The organism is Fructilactobacillus sanfranciscensis DSM 20451 (assembly GCF_001436035.1).
GTDB lineage: Bacteria > Bacillota > Bacilli > Lactobacillales > Lactobacillaceae > Fructilactobacillus > Fructilactobacillus sanfranciscensis.
On sequence record NZ_AYYM01000010.1, the window covers coordinates 16,638 to 36,879 of the forward strand.

Consider the following 20,242-nt stretch of genomic DNA (forward strand, 5'->3'; position numbering starts at 1 on the left):
TTTCTTCTCCCACGTTGATTATGCACAAAGTACACTGGAAAATTATAGCATAAGCAATCTCAGATTACAACAATTACTATGATTAATTATTTTCCAATGGCTTTACTTGCTTGAAATCTAGTTCGGTACTAGTTTCTCTACCAAACATATCAATATTAACTTTTAACTTACCTTTTTCATTATCGATACTAGTTATTTTACCTGAAAGACCATTGAATGCTCCTTCAATAATTGTAACAGTATCACCAACTTTACTATCCAAAGGTTGAATGTTTTGCTTCATTCCAAGTTGAGCCATCACATGTTCAACCTCTTCTGGAAGTAACGGATTTGGCTTTGAACCTTGTCCATGTGATCCGATAAAACCAGTTACACCTGGTGTATTACGAACAACATACCAAGCACGATCAGTCATTACCATTTGAACAAGCACGTAACCTGGAAAAGTCTTATCCATTACCACTTTTTCTTTACCATTCTTAACTTCATGCTTTTCAGTTTCTGGAACAACAACATCAAAGATGTAGTCTTGCATCCCCATTGAATCTCTTCTTGATTCAAGGTTTTCTTTAACTTTATTTTCGTATCCAGAATAAGTATGAAGCACATACCATTGTTTTTCAGCTGATTCTACCACTGCAATAATCTCCTTTACTAAATCGACCAAAATAAAAAACCTCGCGCAAACGAAGTTCGTGATTCAACTATAACAGAAAATTAAATAGTTATCTAGTTTAACAAGTTCTAAAGCTTAATAAGTAATGTTTGGACTGCCCAATCAATAATTCCAAGGAAGGCAGTGAAGAAAATCGTAGTCCCAATAACTGTAACAGTATCGGTTCTAGTTTGTTTAGCGTTAGGCCAAACCACTAACTTCATTTCAGCTACAACACTCTTAAAAAATTTCCAAAGTCTTATCATTAATCAAATCTCCTTAATGCGTTTCTCGATGAATTGTATTTTTACCACAATGTTTACAGTATTTTTTTAATTCTAATCGCGTTTCACGGTTAGGCTTTGCAGTAATGGTGTAATTACGTGAACCACAAATTGTACATGCTAATGCAACCTTTTTCTGTGACATAATTACACCTCCTTAATTAGCCTTAACTTTATCATCTAATTTCAGTTGCGTCAAACGGGTATGATCATCATATTTTCTGCGACAACGCATTAAAGCATTTTTTACTTTTAAAACTGTAACTTGTTCACGTTGTGCAATTTGCTCTGGGCTAAAGTGACGTAAAGAATCAGTTAAGACACATTTTTCAAATTTAGAACAGGTCCAACTAACTTGTTCAATTTGCTCATAGAATTCATAAATTTCATAAGGATTAAAAGCTGTCGTATCTGAAATCGTATCAGCATAATATTCCGCAAATCGATTTAAAGATGTTTGTGCATTAGTTGGAACTCGTTTTTGTGCCTTCCGTTTTCTAATCAAATCAAATAAGCGATTTTTCAAGCTAGCTTTGTAAAATGAACCAAAAGTCACTTTCTTACTAATATCGTACTTATTGACAATCTTAATTAAGACCATCGCTGATTCTTGACTCCAATCAGCCAAATCCATATCTGAGACATAAAATTCATGCCACAACTTTAAATAAACTGGTGAAAATTGTTGAAATAGTTGATAAAACCGATCACCATCAGTTTTGGCGTCAATAATTAATTGTGGATCACAGTTGCAAACATTGCTTGAATTCATATATGGAGATCTCCTTGTAAGTGCTTGATTAATAAATTACAAAGAATAACAACCTCTCACAAGCGAACAATTGTTCCAAATAGAAGACAGCTATCATACCAATTTTAGCTTATTTATTTTCTAATAAAATTGTAAATTTTTTCAAATAAAAAAGGACGAGTATTTACTCATCCTTTGATAATTTATCCCTTAATTGCGTCAACTTATCTAGCTGACCTTCATTAAAAGTTACCCGATTACCAGTTAAATTACTATTATAATTTTTTGCTTCGTTACGAATTTCTTTCTTGGTTCTTCGCACCGAAACTAACAATTCTTGTGCTGGTACTCGTAAAGCGCCTGCCGAAAAAATCGTCCATTGCTCTGCATGATCACTTGTTGCGACTTCAACTTGCATGAACAATGACTGCTCGCGTGCTGCCAATGCTTCAATATAGGTATCAGCAGTTTCATTTTTATTCGTCCAGACCACTTTAACGTTGTTAACTTGCTTTGATTTTGCTAATCCAGGAACATACATAGCGTCAAAAACGACGATAATTTCTTTACCACTATATTTTTGATATTCCACTAATTCACTGATTAACTCATCACGTGCTTCTGGCAACTTATTATCTAGTTTTAAGCGATTTAAATGTTCCCAATTTCCAATCACATTATAAGCATCAACAATTAGTAATTCAGTTTTAGCTAATTTTGCCATGATTATAATGGGTGTCGAGAATTAAAGCCTTGATACATCAATAAACCAGCAGCTACTGATGCATTCAAGCTTTGAATATTTCCAATCATGGGGATAGTTAACATTTCATCCACTTGTTTCTTTAATAATGGGGAAATTCCCTTTCCTTCACTGCCAATAATTAAAGCAGATGCCCCTTCGGCATTCCAACGACGATAATCAGTTCCTTGCATATCGGTTCCAAAAACCCAGACCCCACGATCTTTCAAATCGTTAACAGTATTTACCAAATTAGTAACTTTGGCAACGGGTACTCGTTCAATTGCTCCAGCTGATGTTTTAGCAACTGTTGAAGTTAAGCCAACTGAACGATGCTTAGGAATAATTACACCATGAACTCCTGCTGCATCCGCTGTTCTTAAAATTGATCCCAAGTTATGTGGGTCAGCAATATTATCAAGAATTACAAAAAATGGAGTTTCGTTCTTTTTACGGCATTCTCAAATAAATCATCAATCGTGGCATATTTAAAAGCTGCAATGGCTAGCATTACTCCTTGATGATTTTGGTGGTCAGACATTAAGTCTAATTTTGACTTAGGAACATTGGAAATCACCAAATGACGTCCTTTAGCTAATTTAAGAATGGTTTGAACAGTTTCATCATCCTTGCTAATCCCATTTTGGAGAAAAACTTTGTTAATGTCTTGTTCTTGATTTCTTAAAGCCGCAACGGCCGGATGACGGCCAATGATAAAATCTTCATTATTTTTCATAAACTACTCTCCCAGATTCAACTTGATTTATGCACCATTGTGCAAGTTCAGTTAATCTTTCTTCTTGTCCACTCAAAGATAAAAAACCAAATAAGGCTTCAAATCCGGTGGAAACACGGTAAGTTACAACGCTGGTATTTTTGGCATGGGTATAACTCTTAGCGTTACGTCCCCTTTTAAAGAAGTATTGTTCTTCTTCACTTAATAAATTATCTTCTTCCATCAAAGAAATTAATCCCGCCTGCGCTTTTGCAGATACATATTTAGTTGCCTTACGCTGTAAATGATTAGGCCGGGTAACTCCTTCATCGATTAAATGACGTCTAATGTACACTTCATAAACTGCATCACCAAGGTAAGCTAAAGCTACTCCATTTAATTGTTTAAATTCTATATTTTTATCAGATTCACTCATTAACGCTTATTTTCCCTTCTAAACCGAGTTCCTTGTGATGTATCCTCAAGGACAATTCCTTGTTCTTTCAATTCATCCCGAATCTCATCACTTCTTTGAAAATTGTGATCAGCTCGAGCTTGATTACGTTCTGCAATTAATTTTTCAACATCCGCATCATTAAAAGCTGTCGCACTAAGTTCAATTCCAAAGATTGATGACAATTGTTTCAAGCGTTGCATAATTAACTCAATCGTTTCTTTGAAAACAAATGGCCGTTCTGCATAAACGTTCCCTAATTTAGCAATCTCATAAACTTTTGCAATTCCATTTTGGACATTAAAATCATCATCCATGGCATCTTGAAAATCAGCTTGAAGTTGGCGAATTTCTTGGTCAACTTTTGGATCACCGTCTTCTTCTGCATCTTTTAAGCGATATTCCAAATTAGTATAAGCAGTTTGTAATTTCTTTAAGTTTGCTGTGGCCTCGTCTAAGCCAGCTTGACTAAAGCGAATAGGCCGACGATATTGAGTAGTTGACATCATAAACCGTAAGACTTGTGGGTCAATTTTCTTAATTAAATCATGAACAGTCACAAAATTACCTAACGATTTACTCATTTTTTCGTCGTCATCACCAACTGTCACAAAACCGTTATGCAACCAGTAATTAACAAACCGTTTGCCAGTCTTAGCTTCACTTTGAGCGCGTTCGTTTTCGTGATGAGGAAATTCAAGATCAATTCCACCACCATGAATATCAAAAGTATCCCCTAAGTATTTTGTTGACATTACGGAACATTCTATGTGCCAACCTGGACGACCTTTTCCCCAAGGGGAATCCCATGAAATTTCATCTGGCTTAGCTTTTTTCCACAAAGCAAAATCAATTGGATCTTCTTTTTTAGCTAGTTCATCGGCTGAAACATGTTGGCTAGCTCCACTTTCTAAAGTATCAAGATCTTCGTGTCCAAGTTCACCATAAGTTTTAAATTTACGTGCCCGATAGTAAACATCTCCATCAATACTGTAGGCATAGCCTTGGTCAATCAAGGCTTGCACAAATTTAATAATGTCTGGAATGTTTTCCGTTGCCCGAGGATTTAATGTAGCTGGTTCAACGTTTAAAGCTTTAGTATCTTCAAAATAAGCTTTAATAAATTTATCAGCAACCTCCGGAACCGTAATTCCGTCTTCTTTGGCTGCTTTAATCATCTTGTCGTCAACATCAGTAAAATTAGAAACATAATTTACATCATAACCAAGATATTCCAAGTATCTTCTAATGGTATCAAAAGCTACAATACTACGTGCGTTACCAATATGGATGTAGTTATAAACGGTAGGACCACAGACATACATATTCACTTTACCTGCCTGAAGTGGTTCGAAAACTTCCATTTCATTATTTAATGAATTATAAACTTTTAATCCCATAACTACCTCCTACGTTTTTCACTTAATGATATCATATCGACACTAATTTTTCCCAAAACAAAAGGCCTAGTATGCAACTAGACCAATCATTTTAAAAATATTTTAATTATTTGCTAATTTGATCAAGTGTTTGTTGTAAATGCTTCAAAGTCTTTTCGCGACCAATCAATTCAATTGATTCAGGTAGTTCAGGGCCTTCCATTTCATGAGTTACAGCAATTCGAATTGGCATCCATAATTGACGACCCTTAATCTTAGTTTCTTTTTGAATTGACTTAATGGTTTTCAAAATTTCAACTTTATCAAAAATTGGTAGTTCTTTGATTTTTTCGGCAAAGGCTTTTAAAACAACAGGAGCTGTTTCGTTTTCAATTTCTTCGAGTGCATCCCCTTTAATCAACTCAGGATCTTCAAAGAAAACATTAGCCATTTCATTAATTTGAGCCATGTAACTCATTTGTGGACGGTAAACATCAATCAATTTACGAGCCCATTCAATGGTTAAAGCATCTGGATTTTCTGGTAACTTGCCACCTTTAATTAATTGACGTAATGCCAAATCAACAATGGTGTCTTCGTCAGAATTCTTAACGTATTGGTTATTAATCCATTCTAGCTTCTTACTATCAAAAGTAGCTGGTGATTTACTCAAACGTGATTCATCATACATTTTAATGAATTGACGTTGGTTAAAGATTTCATCTTCACCCACTGGTGACCAACCCAATAACACAATGAAGTTAAACAAAGCGTCTGGTAAGTAACCTAATTCATGATATTGTTCGATAAATTGAAGCACTGTTTCATCACGTTTACTTAATTTCTTACCGGTATCGGCACTAATAATTAAGCTCATGTGACCAAACTTAGGTGCTTGCCAACCAAAAGCTTCATAAATCATTAATTGCTTAGGGGTATTGGCAACGTGATCATCACCACGGAAAACATGACTAATTTGCATGTTATGGTCATCCGCAACTACGGCAAAGTTATAAGTAGGCATTCCGTCACGTTTAACAATGACGAAATCTCCACCAATACTATCTGAATTAAAGGAAACATGACCTTTAACGAGGTCGTCCCATTCGTAAGTATGATCCTTAGGAACTCGGAAACGAATAACCGGTTTTAACCCTTTAGCTTCAGCATCTGCAATCGCAGCTTTGCGTTCGTCTTCAGTCATGCCGGCAAATTCGTATTCATAGTGAGGCATTACCCCACGAGCCTTTTGTTCTTCACGTTCGGCTTCAAGTTCTTCTTCAGTTTTGTATGAATAGTAAGCTTTATCTTCGTCTAAAAGTTTTTGAATCAAAGGATCATAGGTAGCGCGACGTTCTGATTGACGATAAGGACCAAAATCTCCCCCAACATCAGGACCTTCATCCCAGTCAAGTCCTAACCATTTAAGGTTGTCCAATTGACTCTTTTCACCATCAGCGACATTACGTTTTGTATCTGTATCTTCAATTCGAATGATGAATTTACCCTTGTAATGACGGGCAAAAAGATAGTTAAAAATTGCAGTTCTTGCGTTCCCAATATGCAAATGTCCAGTTGGACTTGGTGCATAACGAACACGAATTTTATTATTTGCCAATTAAATCTCTCTTTTCTTTATCTAGTCTAATTTAATTTTACAATTATTTGGCTTAAAAATAAAGCTGTGACCACTATTTCTTTAAAGCAACTTTCAAAGCTTCGCGGATGGTAGTAACTCCAACCACATCAATATCAAAATCCATTTTTAATCCATCTAAATTATGTTTGGGCACAATCACACGGGAAAAACCTAATTTAGTAGCTTCACGAATTCGTTGCTCAATTCGATCAACCCGACGAATTTCACCAGTCAAACCTAATTCACCAATATAACATTCTTTTGGATCAGTACTAATGTCTTCATAACTAGAAGCAATACTGATTGCCATTGCTAAATCAATTGCAGGTTCAACTAGCTTAACGCCTCCAGCAGCTTTTAAATATGCATCCTGGTTTTGTAACATCAAGCCTGCTCGTTTTTCCAAAACGGCCATAATCAAAGAAACCCGATTTCGGTCAACTCCTGTCGCAGTTCGTTGGGCATTCCCAAAGACTGAGGGCGTGATTAAAGCTTGGATTTCAACTAAAATGGGACGAGTCCCTTCCATCGCAACTACAATCGCGGAACCGGTAGCGTTATGCAACCGTTCTTCTAAAAAGATTTCAGATGGATTAGCAACTTCTTTTAGTCCTGTATCAACCATTTCAAAAATTCCTAATTCATTAGTTGAACCAAATCGATTTTTAACGGCTCGCAACAAACGATAAGCATGATGCTTGTCACCTTCAAAATACAAAACGGTATCAACCATATGCTCTAAAGTCTTTGGTCCAGCAATCGCTCCACCTTTAGTCACATGTCCCACGACAAAAATGGTAATATTGTTAGTCTTCGCAATGTTCATTAAATCAGCCGTCACGCCACGGACTTGTGAAACAGAACCAACTGCTGATGCCACGTCGCCTTCTTGCATCGTTTGCACTGAATCAATAATGACAACATCTGGTTTAACATTTGCAATTGCTTCCCGAATAGCCGTCATATCAGTTTCTGGGAAAACATATAAATTATCAAGATGCTTAACACCAAGTCGATCCGAACGCATCTTAACTTGATCCGCACTTTCTTCTCCAGTAACGTACAAAACTCGTTTACCATAATGACTTAATTGTCCAGAAACTTGTAATAACAACGTTGACTTTCCAATTCCTGGGTCACCACCAATTAAAACTAAAGACCCTGGAACTACTCCACCACCCAATACACGATTTAATTCGTTCGATTCGATTTTATAACGGGGTGCATCGTGAGCGTCAACATCATCAATTAAAGTTGGTCTTGATTTGTTCCCTTCAAATGAACCTCTGGTTACATTGGCTGTTTTCGTATCGTTTTTGGTAACCGTTTCTTCTTCAAACGTATTCCACTCACCACAGTTAGGACAACGTCCCAAATAAGTGGGTGAAACATAACCACAATTAGAACAAACAAATCGTGTCGATGCCTTTGCCATTCAAGTCCCTCCTTATTTTCCTGATGAACCAAATCCACCCGTTCTGGTTGCTTTTGGTCCCTCATCATCATCTGCCAGTAAAAATGGCATAAAAATTCCTTGTCCGATTCGTTCACCTTTTTTAATGTGACGATCCGTAATTCCAAAATTCATCATTTGGACAAATATTTCGCCTTCATTATTATCATTATCGTAATAATCTGCGTCAATCACACCAATTCCATTGGGAATAATCATCCCGCGTTTTAAAGGATTACTAGAACGATTAGCAATAATTAAAACTTCATTTTCTTGCATGTAAGCCTTAATCCCTGTGGGAATTAGATAGGGTTTTAATACTTTACGAGCCATTTCAGCATCAGTTTCTGATAAGTTTTTTCCCATTAAAATTACTTTGAGCGCCTTTAAAAGGCCTAATTTCCAAATTGATGGCAAAGTCATATCTACTGAACTAGCAAAATCATAACCCGCTGCATTTTTGGTAGCTCGTTTCGGTAATTCTAATCCTAACCCTTGATCTTTTGATACAATTTTGAATCCTCTTTTCATTTGTAAAGCTCCTAACCTTTAAATAATTGGATACTACCATTCTAACAGTGTTTACGGCCTATTTACATAACTTGACAAAACAATAAAATCAATGGAAAATAGCCTTTAGAATTAAACAAAACGAATGTTCAATTGAGGGGATAATTCATGGATAGTGAAGCCGTAAAAAAACAAAAAGCCGAAGTTGGTCGTGAAGCGGTCGACTTCATCAAAGATGGAATGATTGTTGGAATCGGGAGCGGTTCCACAATGTGGTACCTCGTCGAAGCACTAGGAAAACGTGTGCAAGCTGGTTTAAATATCGTAGGTGTACCCACCTCTAAATATACCAGAGAACACGCAGAAAGATTAGGCATTATGATGAAAAACGTTGACGAAGTTGATCACATCGATTTAACAATCGACGGTGCTGACCAAATTGACGAAAATTATCAAGGAATTAAAGGTGGCGGTGCTTCTCACCTAATGGAAAAAATTGTGGCCGTTAATTCTCGGAAAAACATGTGGATTGTTGATGAAACCAAAATGGTAAAAACTTTAAGCTATCCAGTTCCACTTGAAGTTATTCCTTATGGAAGCAAACAATTAGAAAAACGGCTTGCTAAAATGGGACTTAATCCACGACTTCGCTTAGACGAAAACCAACAACCAGTTTTAACAGACTCAAAAAATTATATCATCGATTTGTTCTTAGATCATATCGATGACCCCAAAGAATTAGCGTCAACACTAGATTCCATTACTGGAATTGTTGAACACGGATTCTTTTTGGACATTGCTAATACGATTATTGTTCAACATCCAGACGGTCCACAAATCATTAATGCACGCTAAATTATAAAATTAAGGTATAATAAAGCCAATCAATTATTTGGGAGGCTTTTTATTATGGATAAATCTATTGAACCAAAGAACATTACTCGTTATGCTAACAACCTTAACGAGTTAGCAGATGCTAATGTCGTACGTCGGGCCGTTACTCATAACGGTATTTTAAAATCAGCAGCTGATTATGAAGCAAACGCTACAATGGACCCAATTTTTTCAGTTGATGTTTCTAGTCAACACGTTGCTAATCAAAAACAAAGTGGAAGATGTTGGGTATTTGCTGCGCTTAATACTATGCGTACTCAAGTTGAAAACAACTTCAATGTGCCTAAAGATTTTGAATTATCACAAACATTTACATTCTTTTGGGATAAATTTGAAAAATCAAATTATTTCTTAAATAACATTATCAATACTGCTGACCAACCTTTGGACTCTCGAAAAGTTAATTTCTTATTAACTACTCCTCAACAAGATGGTGGTCAATGGGATATGCTTTGTGCCTTGATTGAAAAATATGGAATTGTTCCAAAGTCTGCTATGCCTGAGACTTACAACAGTAACATGTCTTCAGAAATCAACGCAGCTTTAAACACTCAATTGCGTCATGATGCTGTTATCTTGCGTAAATTAGTAAATGACGGTCAAAGTGAAGAAATTATTAACGCTAAACGTGATGATATGATGAATGAAATTTACCGGATGTTAGTTTTTGCTTTCGGTGTTCCAGTTGATAAATTCAACTTTGAATACCGCGATGCAGATAAAAATTATCACATTGACAAAGATTTAACTCCTAAAGATTTCTTCAAAAAATACATTAACTTAGACCTTGAAGAATACGTTTCAATTATTAACTCACCTACTGCTGATAAACCATTTAACAAAACTTACACAGTTGAAATGTTAGGTAACGTGGTTGGTGGAAGAGACGTTAAACACTTTAACCTTCCAATTGAAAGACTAAAAGAATTAACTATCAAACAACTTCAAGCTGGAGAAACAGTTTGGTTCGGTAGTGATGTTTCAATGGACAGTGATCGTAAAGCTGGTATTTTGGATACTGATTTATATCACATTGATGATTTAATGCACACCAACAACTCATTAACTAAAGCTGAACGCCTTGATTATGGTGAAAGTGCCATGAATCATGCCATGGTAATTACTGGTGTTGATTTAGTTGATGGTCAACCTACTAAATGGAAGGTTGAAAACAGTTGGGGCGATAAAGTTGGAGAAAAAGGTTACTTTGTGATGAGTGACGAATGGTTTAGCCAATTCGTTTACCAAATCGTAATTAACAAAAAGTACCTAAGTCCTGAAGAACGTGAACAACAAACTGAAGAACCAAAAGAATTAGCTCCTTGGGATCCAATGGGAACTCTTGCTTAAATAAATACGAAACTAGGTACCGATAACTTAAATTTGTTATTAGTACCTTTTTTAGTGAAACAAAAAGCACTTGAATTCAGCAGAATTCGAGTGCTTTCTTATTGATTTTTATTTTTCTAAACCTTCACGTCGATTACGAATTTTTAATAACCACCGGATTAACCCAATAATCAAACCGAATAAAATAATTACACTAATTATAAATAGCCAAGGAATTGAATGAGTAACTTTTGCATTTAAAACAATTGCATCCCGAACTGAAACTGTAAAATTTTTTTCTAAAAAACAAGTTTCACCTTTTACACCTAATTGTGGATCGGTACTTTTGATTTTAACTTTCATAGTATAAGCGCCGGGCGTAATTCTTTTAGTTAACCAAGGAATCTCAAACTTAAATTGACTATTTGGTGCAATTTGTCCATCAACTCGTGATGCTTTGGCAACAACATCATTAGTTCCTTTTTTAACCACCGTGCCTTTATAGTTAATTTGAGATAACATATCTGGATGATTATTAGTAATCATCGCATCAACCATATTATGCTTATACGTAGTGTCAACTTTAACTTTTTTCATAGCAATATTAGGAGAAGATGTTCCTTTGTTAATCCTGATTGCGATTGGATAAGCTATCTTTTTAGCATGATTAGGTTGGGCAACAATATAAATTCCACCTAGAATAGTTCCGTTAAAATTTTTAAACATTTCATTACTAGGAGTTTGAATATGAAAATTTAACTCGCGACTCTCGCCTGGCTTTAATGTAATCTTATTTTCATTAACATCATTGGCCGTTACGATTTGTTTAAAGTCGAATAAGTTCTTAACTGATTTACCTTTGCCATCATAACTAATTTTAGCAACTTTAGACGTAGTTGCTTGGTTTATGCTAGTCGTGAAATCAACTTTTTGATCATGACTTGGATTAGTTACTTTAATGACCAAATCTTGATTAATTTGATCTTGTTTATTAAGTCGAAAATCAAAAAAATTACTATTATTATTTTGAAATTTCAAATTTTTTGTTTGTGGTTCAACTTTTAATGTATCATTTTGCGATACGTTTTCCGCCTTACTAGTGGATTGAAAAGTTACAAATGATCCAACAAAGCTCAGTAAAAGTAATAATAAAAATGTTACTTTTTTTAATTTTTTAAGCATATTTTTCTCCATTCAATCAACAAACTACAAAAGTAAATTAGCAGTTTATACATATTATGGTAATAATTTACAATTTTTAACCATTTTTTAATACAACCTAATTTAAGATTTCCTTTTTCAAAATCCGTAAATCGTGATCTAAAGTATAAATGATTGGTTCTGCATTACCTACTTCAACCCCATCGATTCCTAAATCATCGATGTTCTCAAGATACTTAATTAAAGCTCGTAAAGAACTTCCATGAGCAATAACCAATTGATTATGGTTATTCATCAAACGAGGAGCAATTTCATCAATCCAATAAGGTACTAAACGTTGATAGGCCATTTTTAAACTTTCAGCCCGTGGTTCATCAATTCCAGCATCATGATAACGTCGCAAATCAGGCACCACTTCTAATCTTGGAGGAACTGCTTCAAAACTGCGTCGCCACATCATAAACTGCTCATCACCGACTTCAGCACGAACTTTTTGTTTGTTTTGACCACGCAATGCTCCGTAATGACGCTCATTTAAACGCCAAGTTTTATGTTGTGGAATCCAAAGCTGATTAATTTCGCTCAAAACAATGTTTTCTGAGATAATCGCACGCTTTAAATATGATGTATGGGCATCATCAAACTTAATTTGCAATTCATTTAGTTTGCGACCAGCTTCATGAGCCTCTCGTCTTCCCTCATCTGTTAAGGGAACATCACTCCAGCCAGTAAAAGTGTGGTTATAATTGGCAACACTTTCTCCATGTCGCATCAAAACTAACTTACTCATGTAATCAACCTCGCTGACTCTTTTATCCATTACTAACTATTGTAGCATATCTAAGCCCTTTATTTAATCATTCGTCTTGCTGTAAAAAAATAAATTTACTTAAATTTTTTAAGATTTTAAGACAGAAGTTTAGCATTAAACTATAATAAGAAAAAGCTTAATACATAACAGAAGGACTTATCATGGCAGAAAATGAAAATAATAATTTTACCCCTAAACGACGTTCTGGAACAAATCATTTTATTAATGATCCCAAAAAATTTAGTTATAATAAAAAAAATAATCATTTAAAATCAAATAATTATCAACCCAAAAACTTTTCAACTCGATCAAATGAAATTGAATATCATCCAATTAATTGGACCATTCTTGTAATTTTATTAATTATTATGATAATTGGCTTAATTTTTGGCTATCAGCAATATAATAAAGCACGTGATACCTTTGGTGATACTTACATGGCATCCCGAAGTTCTCGAAATGTTTCTAAAATTTTAAAAGAACGAAAACCATTCTCAATTCTTTTAATGGGGACAGATACCGGAGCATTAGGAAGAAAAGACAAAGGTCGAACTGATTCACTAATTGTTGCAACGGTTAATTCTAAAACAAATACGACAAAACTAGTTAGTATCCCCCGTGATACTAAAGTTGTTGTTCCAGGAGATCGAATGCCATATGAAAAAATTAATGCAGCTTATACAATTGGAGGGCCTGATTCAGCAACCGAAGTCGCTAGTAAATTATTGAATGTTCCCATTGACTTTTACGGAGTTGTCAATATGGGTGGTATCAAAAAAATGGTTAATGCTGTCGGCGGGGTTGATATTACCCCTAACCTAACCTTTAATTACGAAGGAATCAGTGTTAAAAAAGATAAAAAAGAACATATGACTGGTCAAACAGCACTTCAATATACTCGAATGCGGTATCAAGATCCTCTTGGTGACTATGGACGTCAAATTCGGCAAAGAGAAGTATTAGAACAGATTTTAAAAAATGGTTTGAAAATTTCATCAGTTACTAAATATAGTGACATTTTAAAATCATTAGATGGAAACATTCTCACCAATTTGTCTTTTGAAGATATGATGACGGCTGGTTCCGCATATCGTGGAGCAACTAAAAACCTTCAAGAAGATACTCTTCAATGTGACAACGCTACAGTTGATGGTGTCAGTTATCAAGTAGCACCGAATGGTGAATTGTTAAAAATTTCAAATGAGCTTCGTGAATCGCTTGGTTTAAAAAAATCTCCCACCCTTACAAAAGATCAAAAACACATTAATTCAAATAGCGGATCTAGCTCTGATGACAGTATTTTTACTGACAATACTAGCGTTAATAATAACGACGAATTAGTTTCAAATTAATTAAAATTCATCTGCAATTTTGCAGGTGTTTTTTTTTCTGCAAAATAAAAAGCAGTTCTCATAAGAGAACTGCTTTTTCTACTGCTATTAATGCGGCCAAGAAGATTCGAACTTCCACCGGGAAAACTCCCGACAAGATCCTTAATCTTGCGCGTCTGCCAATTCCGCCATGGCCGCATATGTAACAGTATTTAGTATATCAACAAATCATAAATAACGCAATACAAATCTTAAAATCAATTAGTGTGAATCAATTGTAATTTTCCGCGACACTTACTGCATACATATCTTTTAGTATCAATTCGACGTTGCCTTTGGTACTTTAGACCACACTTAGAACATTGATATTCGTATTTATAATTACGTTCAACTCGCGGTGCGTAACGACTACCGCCTACTTGATGTAATAATCGTTTAAATGACACTGTATTATGTTTACCAGAATGACCATTCATATGAAGATGATAGTGGACTAATTCGTGTTTAATAATTCCCACCAAAACTTCTTGTTGACTAGCCATTTTGGGATTGATATCAATGTTGTGGTCTTTAAGATGATAGCGACCCCCGGTTGTTTTTAACCGACGATTAAAATATGCACGGTGTGAAAACGGACGTTTAAAAAATTCTAATGATATATTTTCCACTAAATTTTGTAATTCTTGATCATTCATATTTACTCCTAGTCAATTTTTTTATAACCAAAGATAAATACGTGTTTAATTTTTATATCATTCCGGTTCTATCATAGATAATTGGATTCGTTTCCGATCTATATCAACTGACAGTACCCAAACATCTACAATATCACCAACTGAAACAATCATTGCTGGATCTTTAATGAATTTATTACTCATGTGTGAAATATGAACTAAGCCATCTTGCTTTACACCAACATCCACAAACGCCCCAAAATCAATTACATTACGAACCGTTCCTTGTAATTTCATTCCAGGCTTTAAATCATCAATTTTCATTACATCTGATTTCAATAATGGTGCAGGCATTTGATCACGTAAATCACGTCCTGGATTTTTTAATCCGTTTAGCAAATCAACTGTTAGTTGTTCATCTAAATCTAGTTTATTTGCTAATTCACTTGGATTAACATTATTTAGACTTTGAATAGCTACATCCGTCCCTAATTGATCAACTGATAAATCAAGTGCTTGTAAAATAGATTGGGCTTGATCATAACTCTCAGGATGAATATCAGTATTATCTAGTGGATTATTACCACCAATAATCCGTAAAAATCCAACCGATTGTTCATAGGCTTTGGGTCCAAGTCGTTTTACCTTTTTTAGTTGTTTCCGATTTGTAAAACTACCATTTTCTTCTCGATAATCAACAATATTTTGTGAAATTGCTGCTGATAATCCAGAAATATGTTCCAGTAATTCAACACTCGCTGTATTCAAGTTTACTCCAACTTGGTTAACCGCTGTTTCTACTACTCGATCTAGTTGTTTATCTAAATGTGTCTCTGAAACATCATGCTGATACTGACCAACTCCAACTGCTTTTGGATCAATTTTAATTAATTCGGCTAATGGATCTTGCAAACGCCGACCAATACTAATGGCGGAACGTTCCTCAACATATAAATCTGGGAATTCTTTTCGTGCATTGGAACTAGCAGAATAAACGGAAGCTCCTGATTCATTCACAATCACATAGTGAACTGGAAACTCAATTGCCTTGAGTGCATCTGCTACAAATAATTCGGACTCACGTGACGCGGTTCCATTCCCAATCGCCACCATTTCAACATGATATTGATTAATTAAATCGATGAATTGTTGTTTAGCGTGAGCAATTTTTGCTTCACTAGCTGGCTTAGTTGCGAAAATAATTTGTTTATGCAAAAATTTACCATTTTTATCCATAATGGCTAATTTACATCCAGTTCGATAAGCGGGGTCAAAACCTAGAGTTACCTTTCCTTTAATTGGTGCTTGCATTAAAAGATGATAAAGATTTTTTCCAAAAACTTCAATGGCGTGTTCCTCAGCAGTTTCCGTCAATTTTGCTTGAACATCACGAGTAATTGCTGGCCGAATTGATTTTCGATAGGCTTCTTTAACTGCATCTGCGACAAAGTCAGCTACTGACCCCATATGTTTGCCAATTACCGTAAAGTTTAAGTATTTCAAAATAACATCTTCGTTAACATCAATTTTAACTTGTAAAATCTTTTGTTTTTTCCCACGGTTAATCGCTAGCACCCGAAAAGAAGGAATTGTTTTAATGGTTTCAGAAAAGTCATAGTAATTTGCATAAACTTGATTTTCATCAAGTTCATCCGCCTTACTTTTCAACTTAGTCACAATTAATCCATTTTTTTCCGTGTAATTTCGAATCCATTCACGAAAAATTGCTACATCAGCAACTGATTGAGTAATAATATCAGCTACCCCACTTAAAACTTCGGTAACGTCATTCAATCCAACTGCCGGATTAACGTAACTTTCAGCTAACTGTTCTGGACTTTGGCTTGGGAACTTCATCATTTGATTAGCTAACGGAGTTAATCCCTGTTCGTCGGCAAGCATTGCTTTCGTCTTCCGTTTTTGTTTATAAGGAAGGTATAAATCTTCAACTACCTGAATATCACTAGCTGCTTTAATTTGGTTTTGTAATTGATCAGTTAATTTTCCTTGTTCTGCAATTTTGTTAATTACATCAATTTTACGATTACTAAGTTTTAATAAGCGTTGATAGGTATCTTGAATGTCGCGAATTTGTACTTCATCAAGGCTCCCCGTTCTTTCTTTACGATAACGGGCAATAAACGGAACCGTATTACCTTCATCTAGTAACGATAAAGTTGTTTCGATTTGATGTTGGTTTATGTCAGAAAGGTCCTGACTAACTTGTTTAATAATTTCTTTTTCCACTCCGTTACCTCCAATATAAAAACTCCGTCATAGTAACGAAGTTTTTAGTTGCTTATTTCCAAAATGTATCATAAACCGTAATTGGTGAATGACGTTTATGTTCAGTCTTCTTGTACCAATTTTCAATGGTAGCAGCAGCTTGCTCACTAACATCTTTACCCTCTAAGAAATCATCAATCTCTTTATAGCTTACGCCCAGTGCTACTTCATCAGGAAGTGCAGGCCGGTCATCTTCTAAATCGGCAGTTGGGGTCTTTTCATAAAGCTTTTTCGGTGCGTTTAAGGCTTCTAACATTGCTCGGCCTTGTCGTTTATCTAAACGCCAAATGGGCGTAATATCAGCAGCTCCGTCACCAAATTTAGTGTAAAAACCCGTGACTGCTTCAGCAGCATGATCAGTTCCTAACACAATTCCTTGATGAGCTCCCGCAATTGCAAATTGTGCAATCATTCGTTCCCGAGCTTTAATGTTTCCTTTGTTAAAGTCTGAAATTTTATCTCCATTAGCTTCTACAGCATTCAACATTGCATCCGTTGCAGCTTTAATGTTAACCCGTTCAACTTGGTCTGCACCAATAAATTCAATGGCTGCCATCGCATCTGATTCGTCAGCTTGTTCTCCATAAGGTAAACGAACTGCGATAAATTGATATTTGTCGTTCCCAGTTTCTTTGCGAAGTTCTGACATGGCCATTTCTCCAAGTTTACCAGTTAAAGTTGAATCTTGACCACCGGAAATTCCTAACACTGCTGTTTCTAAAAAAGAATTTTTTGCAAAATATGCTTTGATAAAATCAACACTACGCCTAATTTCAACTTGTGGGTCAATTTTTGGTTGGACCTTTAAAGTTTCAATAATTTCTTTTTGAATTTGTTTTTGTTTTTCGTTCATAAGTAATCATCCTATTGTAAACGTTTTTGTCCGCCATTGCGGATTTGTTTAATTAATTTAATCTTATTATCCCATGCTTCTTGTGAAAGGTCGACTGGATATTGTTCCGGATTAAGCATCCGTTTATACTCTGGCCAAAGTAAGCCACGAACCGTATCAGCATATTGTTTAGTTTCCTTTAAAGTTGGTGATTTATAAGTTAATTTACCATCCACAAGGATATCCTTCAATAATGGTTCAGCATTAAAATTAGTAATTGTTTTATTGATGTAAGTATATTGGGGATGGAACATGTAAAGCTCTTTTTCAACACGGGGATCTTCATTTGCTAAAGTTACGTAATCACCTTCGGATTTTCCATCTTTCTTTTCGGTAATCCGCCAAACTTGTTTCTTTCCAGGTGTCGAAACTTTTTCGGCATTATTTGAAAGCTTGATGGTATCAACCATCTTCCCGTCTTTATCTTCAACAGAAACTAATTTATAAACAGCTCCTAAAGCCGGTTGGTCAAAAGCTGTAATGACTTTGGTTCCTACTCCCCAGACGTTAATTTTAGCATGTTGCATTTTCAAACTGCTGATTGTGTATTCGTCAAGGTCATTGGAAGCATAGATTTTGGTGTCGGGATAACCGGCCTTATCGAGCATCTCACGAACTCTTTTAGAGATGTATGCCATATCACCCGAATCAATTCGAACACCATTAAAGTTAATCTTGTCACCCATTTCACGGGCTACACGAATGGCTTCTGGTACTCCACTTTTCAAGGTATCAAAGGTATCAACTAAGAAAACACAATCTTTATGCGTTTCGGCATAGGCTTTAAAAGCATCGTAATCATTTCCAAAGGCCTCAACTAATGAGTGGGCATGGGTTCCTGAAATTGGAATTCCAAATTCTTTACCAGCCAATACATTTGAAGTAGCATCAAATCCACCAATATAAGCAGCTCGAGTTCCCCATAAAGCAGCGGAAACTTCTTGAGCACGACGTGATCCAAATTCAAGAAGTGGATCATTGCCAGCCACACTTCGAATTCGAGCGGCTTTTGTTGCAATCAAGGTTTGATAATTAACAATGTTTAAAATGGCCGTTTCAACTAACTGACATTCTGCAATCGTTCCTTCAACTTGAACAATTGGTTCGTTGTTAAACACCAAGTCCCCCTCGTAAGCAGAGCGAATCGTTCCTTGAAATTTAAAGTTACGTAAATATTCTAAAAATTCATCAGAATAATCGCCTTCTTTACGTAAATACTCAATATCAGCATCAGTAAAGTTCAGATTTTTAATGTAATCAATGAAGTGTTCCAATCCAGCAAACACTGCATATCCATTTCCAAATGGCATGTCACGGAAATAAACTTCAAAAACAGCATGACGATTTTGCATATTTTTCGCAAAATACGTGGCCATCATATTAATTTCATAATCATCAGTATGCAAAGTAAGGTTTGCATTAACATCTATGGTTGACATTTTTTATTCCTCCAGAATAAAACAAAACTTTGTGACCAAATTATATGAACTAATTCTAACATTAAAAGAGCCAAAAGAAAAAACGCCGAATTAGTTTAACCTAATCAGGCGTTTATTTATTAAGATAAAACTCAAACCGTTGGGCAACATACTGCGTTTCCACAAATTCAAGTGGTTTTTTGTTTTTTAAATATGAAATTTGTTTTAATTTTAGAATTGGATCTCTTGGTTTAATTGCTAACATTTTTGCAACCCGATCATTAGCTAAAATTGCAGAAATGTATTGTTTAGCACTAGCTGGAATAATCCCTTTTTTAACTTCTAACGAACGATAAAATGATTCAGTAACGTCAACTTGCTTAATCCCTTGAATTAACTTTGCACTAACCGTTGTCGTCTCTAAGCAAATTGGTTCTCCATCACCTAAACGTAATCTCTCCATTCGTAAAACTCGTTCATTGTCTTTTAATTCTAGAGCTTGAGATTCCTTGAAAGTTGGTTCAATGATTTTATAGGATAAAGTTTTACTACTGGGGGTCTTTCCCTCAGTTTCCATTGTTTCTGTAAAACTAGAAATTCCAGACATATGTTCCTGGACCTTCTGACTGGTCACAAAAGTTCCCGATCCAATTGCACGCCGAAGTAAGCCTTCATCAATTAATGTTTGAACAGCTTGCCTTAAAGTCATTCTGCTGACATGATATTCATCCGCTAAACGTCGTTCGGATGGAATCCGAGAGCCAACTTTCCATACTTCATTCTCAATTTTTTGTTTAATGTCATTATGAATTTGAATATACACTGGTAAATCCATGATTCCTCCTATTGAACTACTCCCACTTA

Annotated in this window: 20 protein-coding genes, 1 tRNA gene and 1 pseudogene; 3 read left to right on the forward strand and 19 right to left on the reverse strand. The window is 35.4% G+C overall.

The window, feature by feature from the left end; all coding sequences use genetic code 11:
• Window positions 1-82: 82 nt before the first annotated feature.
• The 11 genes and pseudogenes from nusG to FD36_RS03900 form a co-directional block, all read right to left on the reverse strand.
• A complete protein-coding gene (nusG, locus tag FD36_RS03850) occupies window positions 83-637 on the reverse strand; it encodes a transcription termination/antitermination protein NusG (RefSeq protein WP_056958119.1) in 555 nt (184 codons plus the stop codon).
• Between the two features lie 107 nt (window positions 638-744).
• A complete protein-coding gene (gene secE / locus FD36_RS03855) occupies window positions 745-921 on the reverse strand; it encodes a preprotein translocase subunit SecE (protein WP_014081763.1) in 177 nt (58 codons plus the stop codon).
• A gap of 13 nt (window positions 922-934) precedes the next feature.
• Window positions 935-1,084: a 50S ribosomal protein L33 gene (rpmG, locus tag FD36_RS03860; protein WP_014081762.1), complete on the reverse strand. Its 150-nt coding sequence runs from the start codon at window positions 1,082-1,084 to the stop codon at window positions 935-937.
• A gap of 12 nt (window positions 1,085-1,096) precedes the next feature.
• Window positions 1,097-1,711 carry a hypothetical protein gene (locus tag FD36_RS03865; RefSeq protein WP_056958121.1) on the reverse strand — a complete coding sequence of 205 codons (615 nt, stop codon included), beginning with the start codon at window positions 1,709-1,711 and terminating at the stop codon, window positions 1,097-1,099.
• Between the two features lie 163 nt (window positions 1,712-1,874).
• On the reverse strand, window positions 1,875-2,414 hold the full coding sequence (locus FD36_RS03870) for a YacP-like NYN domain-containing protein (RefSeq protein WP_056958123.1): 540 nt from the start codon (window positions 2,412-2,414) through the stop codon (window positions 1,875-1,877).
• A gap of 2 nt (window positions 2,415-2,416) precedes the next feature.
• Window positions 2,417-3,168: pseudogene (gene rlmB, locus FD36_RS03875) on the reverse strand (23S rRNA (guanosine(2251)-2'-O)-methyltransferase RlmB).
• The gene (locus tag FD36_RS03880) at window positions 3,158-3,583 is read right to left on the reverse strand and encodes a Mini-ribonuclease 3 (RefSeq protein WP_056958124.1); all 426 of its coding nucleotides are present in this window, start codon (window positions 3,581-3,583) and stop codon (window positions 3,158-3,160) included. The pseudogene rlmB and the gene FD36_RS03880 overlap by 11 nt, the downstream one beginning before the upstream one ends.
• The gene (gene cysS, locus FD36_RS03885) at window positions 3,583-5,001 is read right to left on the reverse strand and encodes a cysteine--tRNA ligase (RefSeq protein WP_056958126.1); all 1,419 of its coding nucleotides are present in this window, start codon (window positions 4,999-5,001) and stop codon (window positions 3,583-3,585) included. Before cysS ends, FD36_RS03880 begins: the two co-directional genes overlap by 1 nt.
• A gap of 106 nt (window positions 5,002-5,107) precedes the next feature.
• Window positions 5,108-6,598 carry a glutamate--tRNA ligase gene (gltX, locus tag FD36_RS03890; RefSeq protein ID WP_056958128.1) on the reverse strand — a complete coding sequence of 497 codons (1,491 nt, stop codon included), beginning with the start codon at window positions 6,596-6,598 and terminating at the stop codon, window positions 5,108-5,110.
• A 73-nt stretch (window positions 6,599-6,671) separates the two neighbouring features.
• Window positions 6,672-8,054, reverse strand: a complete 1,383-nt coding sequence (gene radA, locus FD36_RS03895) for a DNA repair protein RadA (protein ID WP_056958130.1) — start codon at window positions 8,052-8,054, stop codon at window positions 6,672-6,674.
• A 12-nt stretch (window positions 8,055-8,066) separates the two neighbouring features.
• Entirely contained in the window at window positions 8,067-8,603 is a 537-nt protein-coding gene (locus tag FD36_RS03900; protein WP_056958132.1) for a dCTP deaminase/dUTPase family protein, read from the reverse strand.
• Window positions 8,604-8,750: 147 nt separating this feature from the next.
• Between FD36_RS03900 and rpiA the strand changes: the two genes are divergently transcribed.
• Together rpiA and FD36_RS03910 are read left to right on the forward strand one after the other, a co-directional pair.
• Window positions 8,751-9,437, forward strand: a complete 687-nt coding sequence (gene rpiA, locus FD36_RS03905) for a ribose-5-phosphate isomerase RpiA (RefSeq protein WP_056958134.1) — start codon at window positions 8,751-8,753, stop codon at window positions 9,435-9,437.
• Window positions 9,438-9,491: 54 nt separating this feature from the next.
• Entirely contained in the window at window positions 9,492-10,826 is a 1,335-nt protein-coding gene (locus FD36_RS03910) for a C1 family peptidase (protein WP_056958135.1), read from the forward strand.
• 108 nt (window positions 10,827-10,934) lie between these two features.
• Here FD36_RS03910 and FD36_RS03915 read toward each other — a convergent pair whose 3' ends face one another.
• Together FD36_RS03915 and FD36_RS03920 are read right to left on the reverse strand one after the other, a co-directional pair.
• A complete protein-coding gene (locus FD36_RS03915) occupies window positions 10,935-11,987 on the reverse strand; it encodes a WxL protein host-binding domain-containing protein (protein WP_056958137.1) in 1,053 nt (350 codons plus the stop codon).
• A 97-nt stretch (window positions 11,988-12,084) separates the two neighbouring features.
• On the reverse strand, window positions 12,085-12,756 hold the full coding sequence (locus tag FD36_RS03920; RefSeq protein ID WP_056958139.1) for a 2,3-bisphosphoglycerate-dependent phosphoglycerate mutase: 672 nt from the start codon (window positions 12,754-12,756) through the stop codon (window positions 12,085-12,087).
• Window positions 12,757-12,938: 182 nt separating this feature from the next.
• On the opposite strand from FD36_RS03920, the gene FD36_RS03925 reads away from it, so the two are divergent.
• Window positions 12,939-14,129, forward strand: coding sequence for an LCP family glycopolymer transferase (locus tag FD36_RS03925; RefSeq protein WP_056958142.1), 1,191 nt, complete (start codon window positions 12,939-12,941; stop codon window positions 14,127-14,129).
• A 91-nt stretch (window positions 14,130-14,220) separates the two neighbouring features.
• Here FD36_RS03925 and FD36_RS03930 read toward each other — a convergent pair.
• The 6 genes from FD36_RS03930 to FD36_RS03955 form a co-directional block, all read right to left on the reverse strand.
• Window positions 14,221-14,306: transfer RNA gene (locus tag FD36_RS03930), tRNA-Leu, on the reverse strand.
• Window positions 14,307-14,365: 59 nt separating this feature from the next.
• Window positions 14,366-14,803 (reverse strand): SprT family protein, encoded by a 438-nt coding sequence (locus FD36_RS03935; RefSeq protein WP_014081748.1) that lies wholly within the window; start codon window positions 14,801-14,803, stop codon window positions 14,366-14,368.
• A 57-nt stretch (window positions 14,804-14,860) separates the two neighbouring features.
• Window positions 14,861-17,029: a Tex family protein gene (locus FD36_RS03940; RefSeq protein ID WP_056958144.1), complete on the reverse strand. Its 2,169-nt coding sequence runs from the start codon at window positions 17,027-17,029 to the stop codon at window positions 14,861-14,863.
• 52 nt (window positions 17,030-17,081) lie between these two features.
• Window positions 17,082-17,921, reverse strand: a complete 840-nt coding sequence (gene nadE / locus FD36_RS03945; protein WP_041817625.1) for an ammonia-dependent NAD(+) synthetase — start codon at window positions 17,919-17,921, stop codon at window positions 17,082-17,084.
• Window positions 17,922-17,932: 11 nt separating this feature from the next.
• Window positions 17,933-19,399 (reverse strand): nicotinate phosphoribosyltransferase, encoded by a 1,467-nt coding sequence (locus FD36_RS03950; protein ID WP_056958146.1) that lies wholly within the window; start codon window positions 19,397-19,399, stop codon window positions 17,933-17,935.
• A 112-nt stretch (window positions 19,400-19,511) separates the two neighbouring features.
• Complete coding sequence (locus tag FD36_RS03955; protein ID WP_056958147.1) at window positions 19,512-20,213, reverse strand: GntR family transcriptional regulator; 702 nt, start codon at window positions 20,211-20,213, stop codon at window positions 19,512-19,514.
• Window positions 20,214-20,242 lie beyond the last annotated feature (29 nt).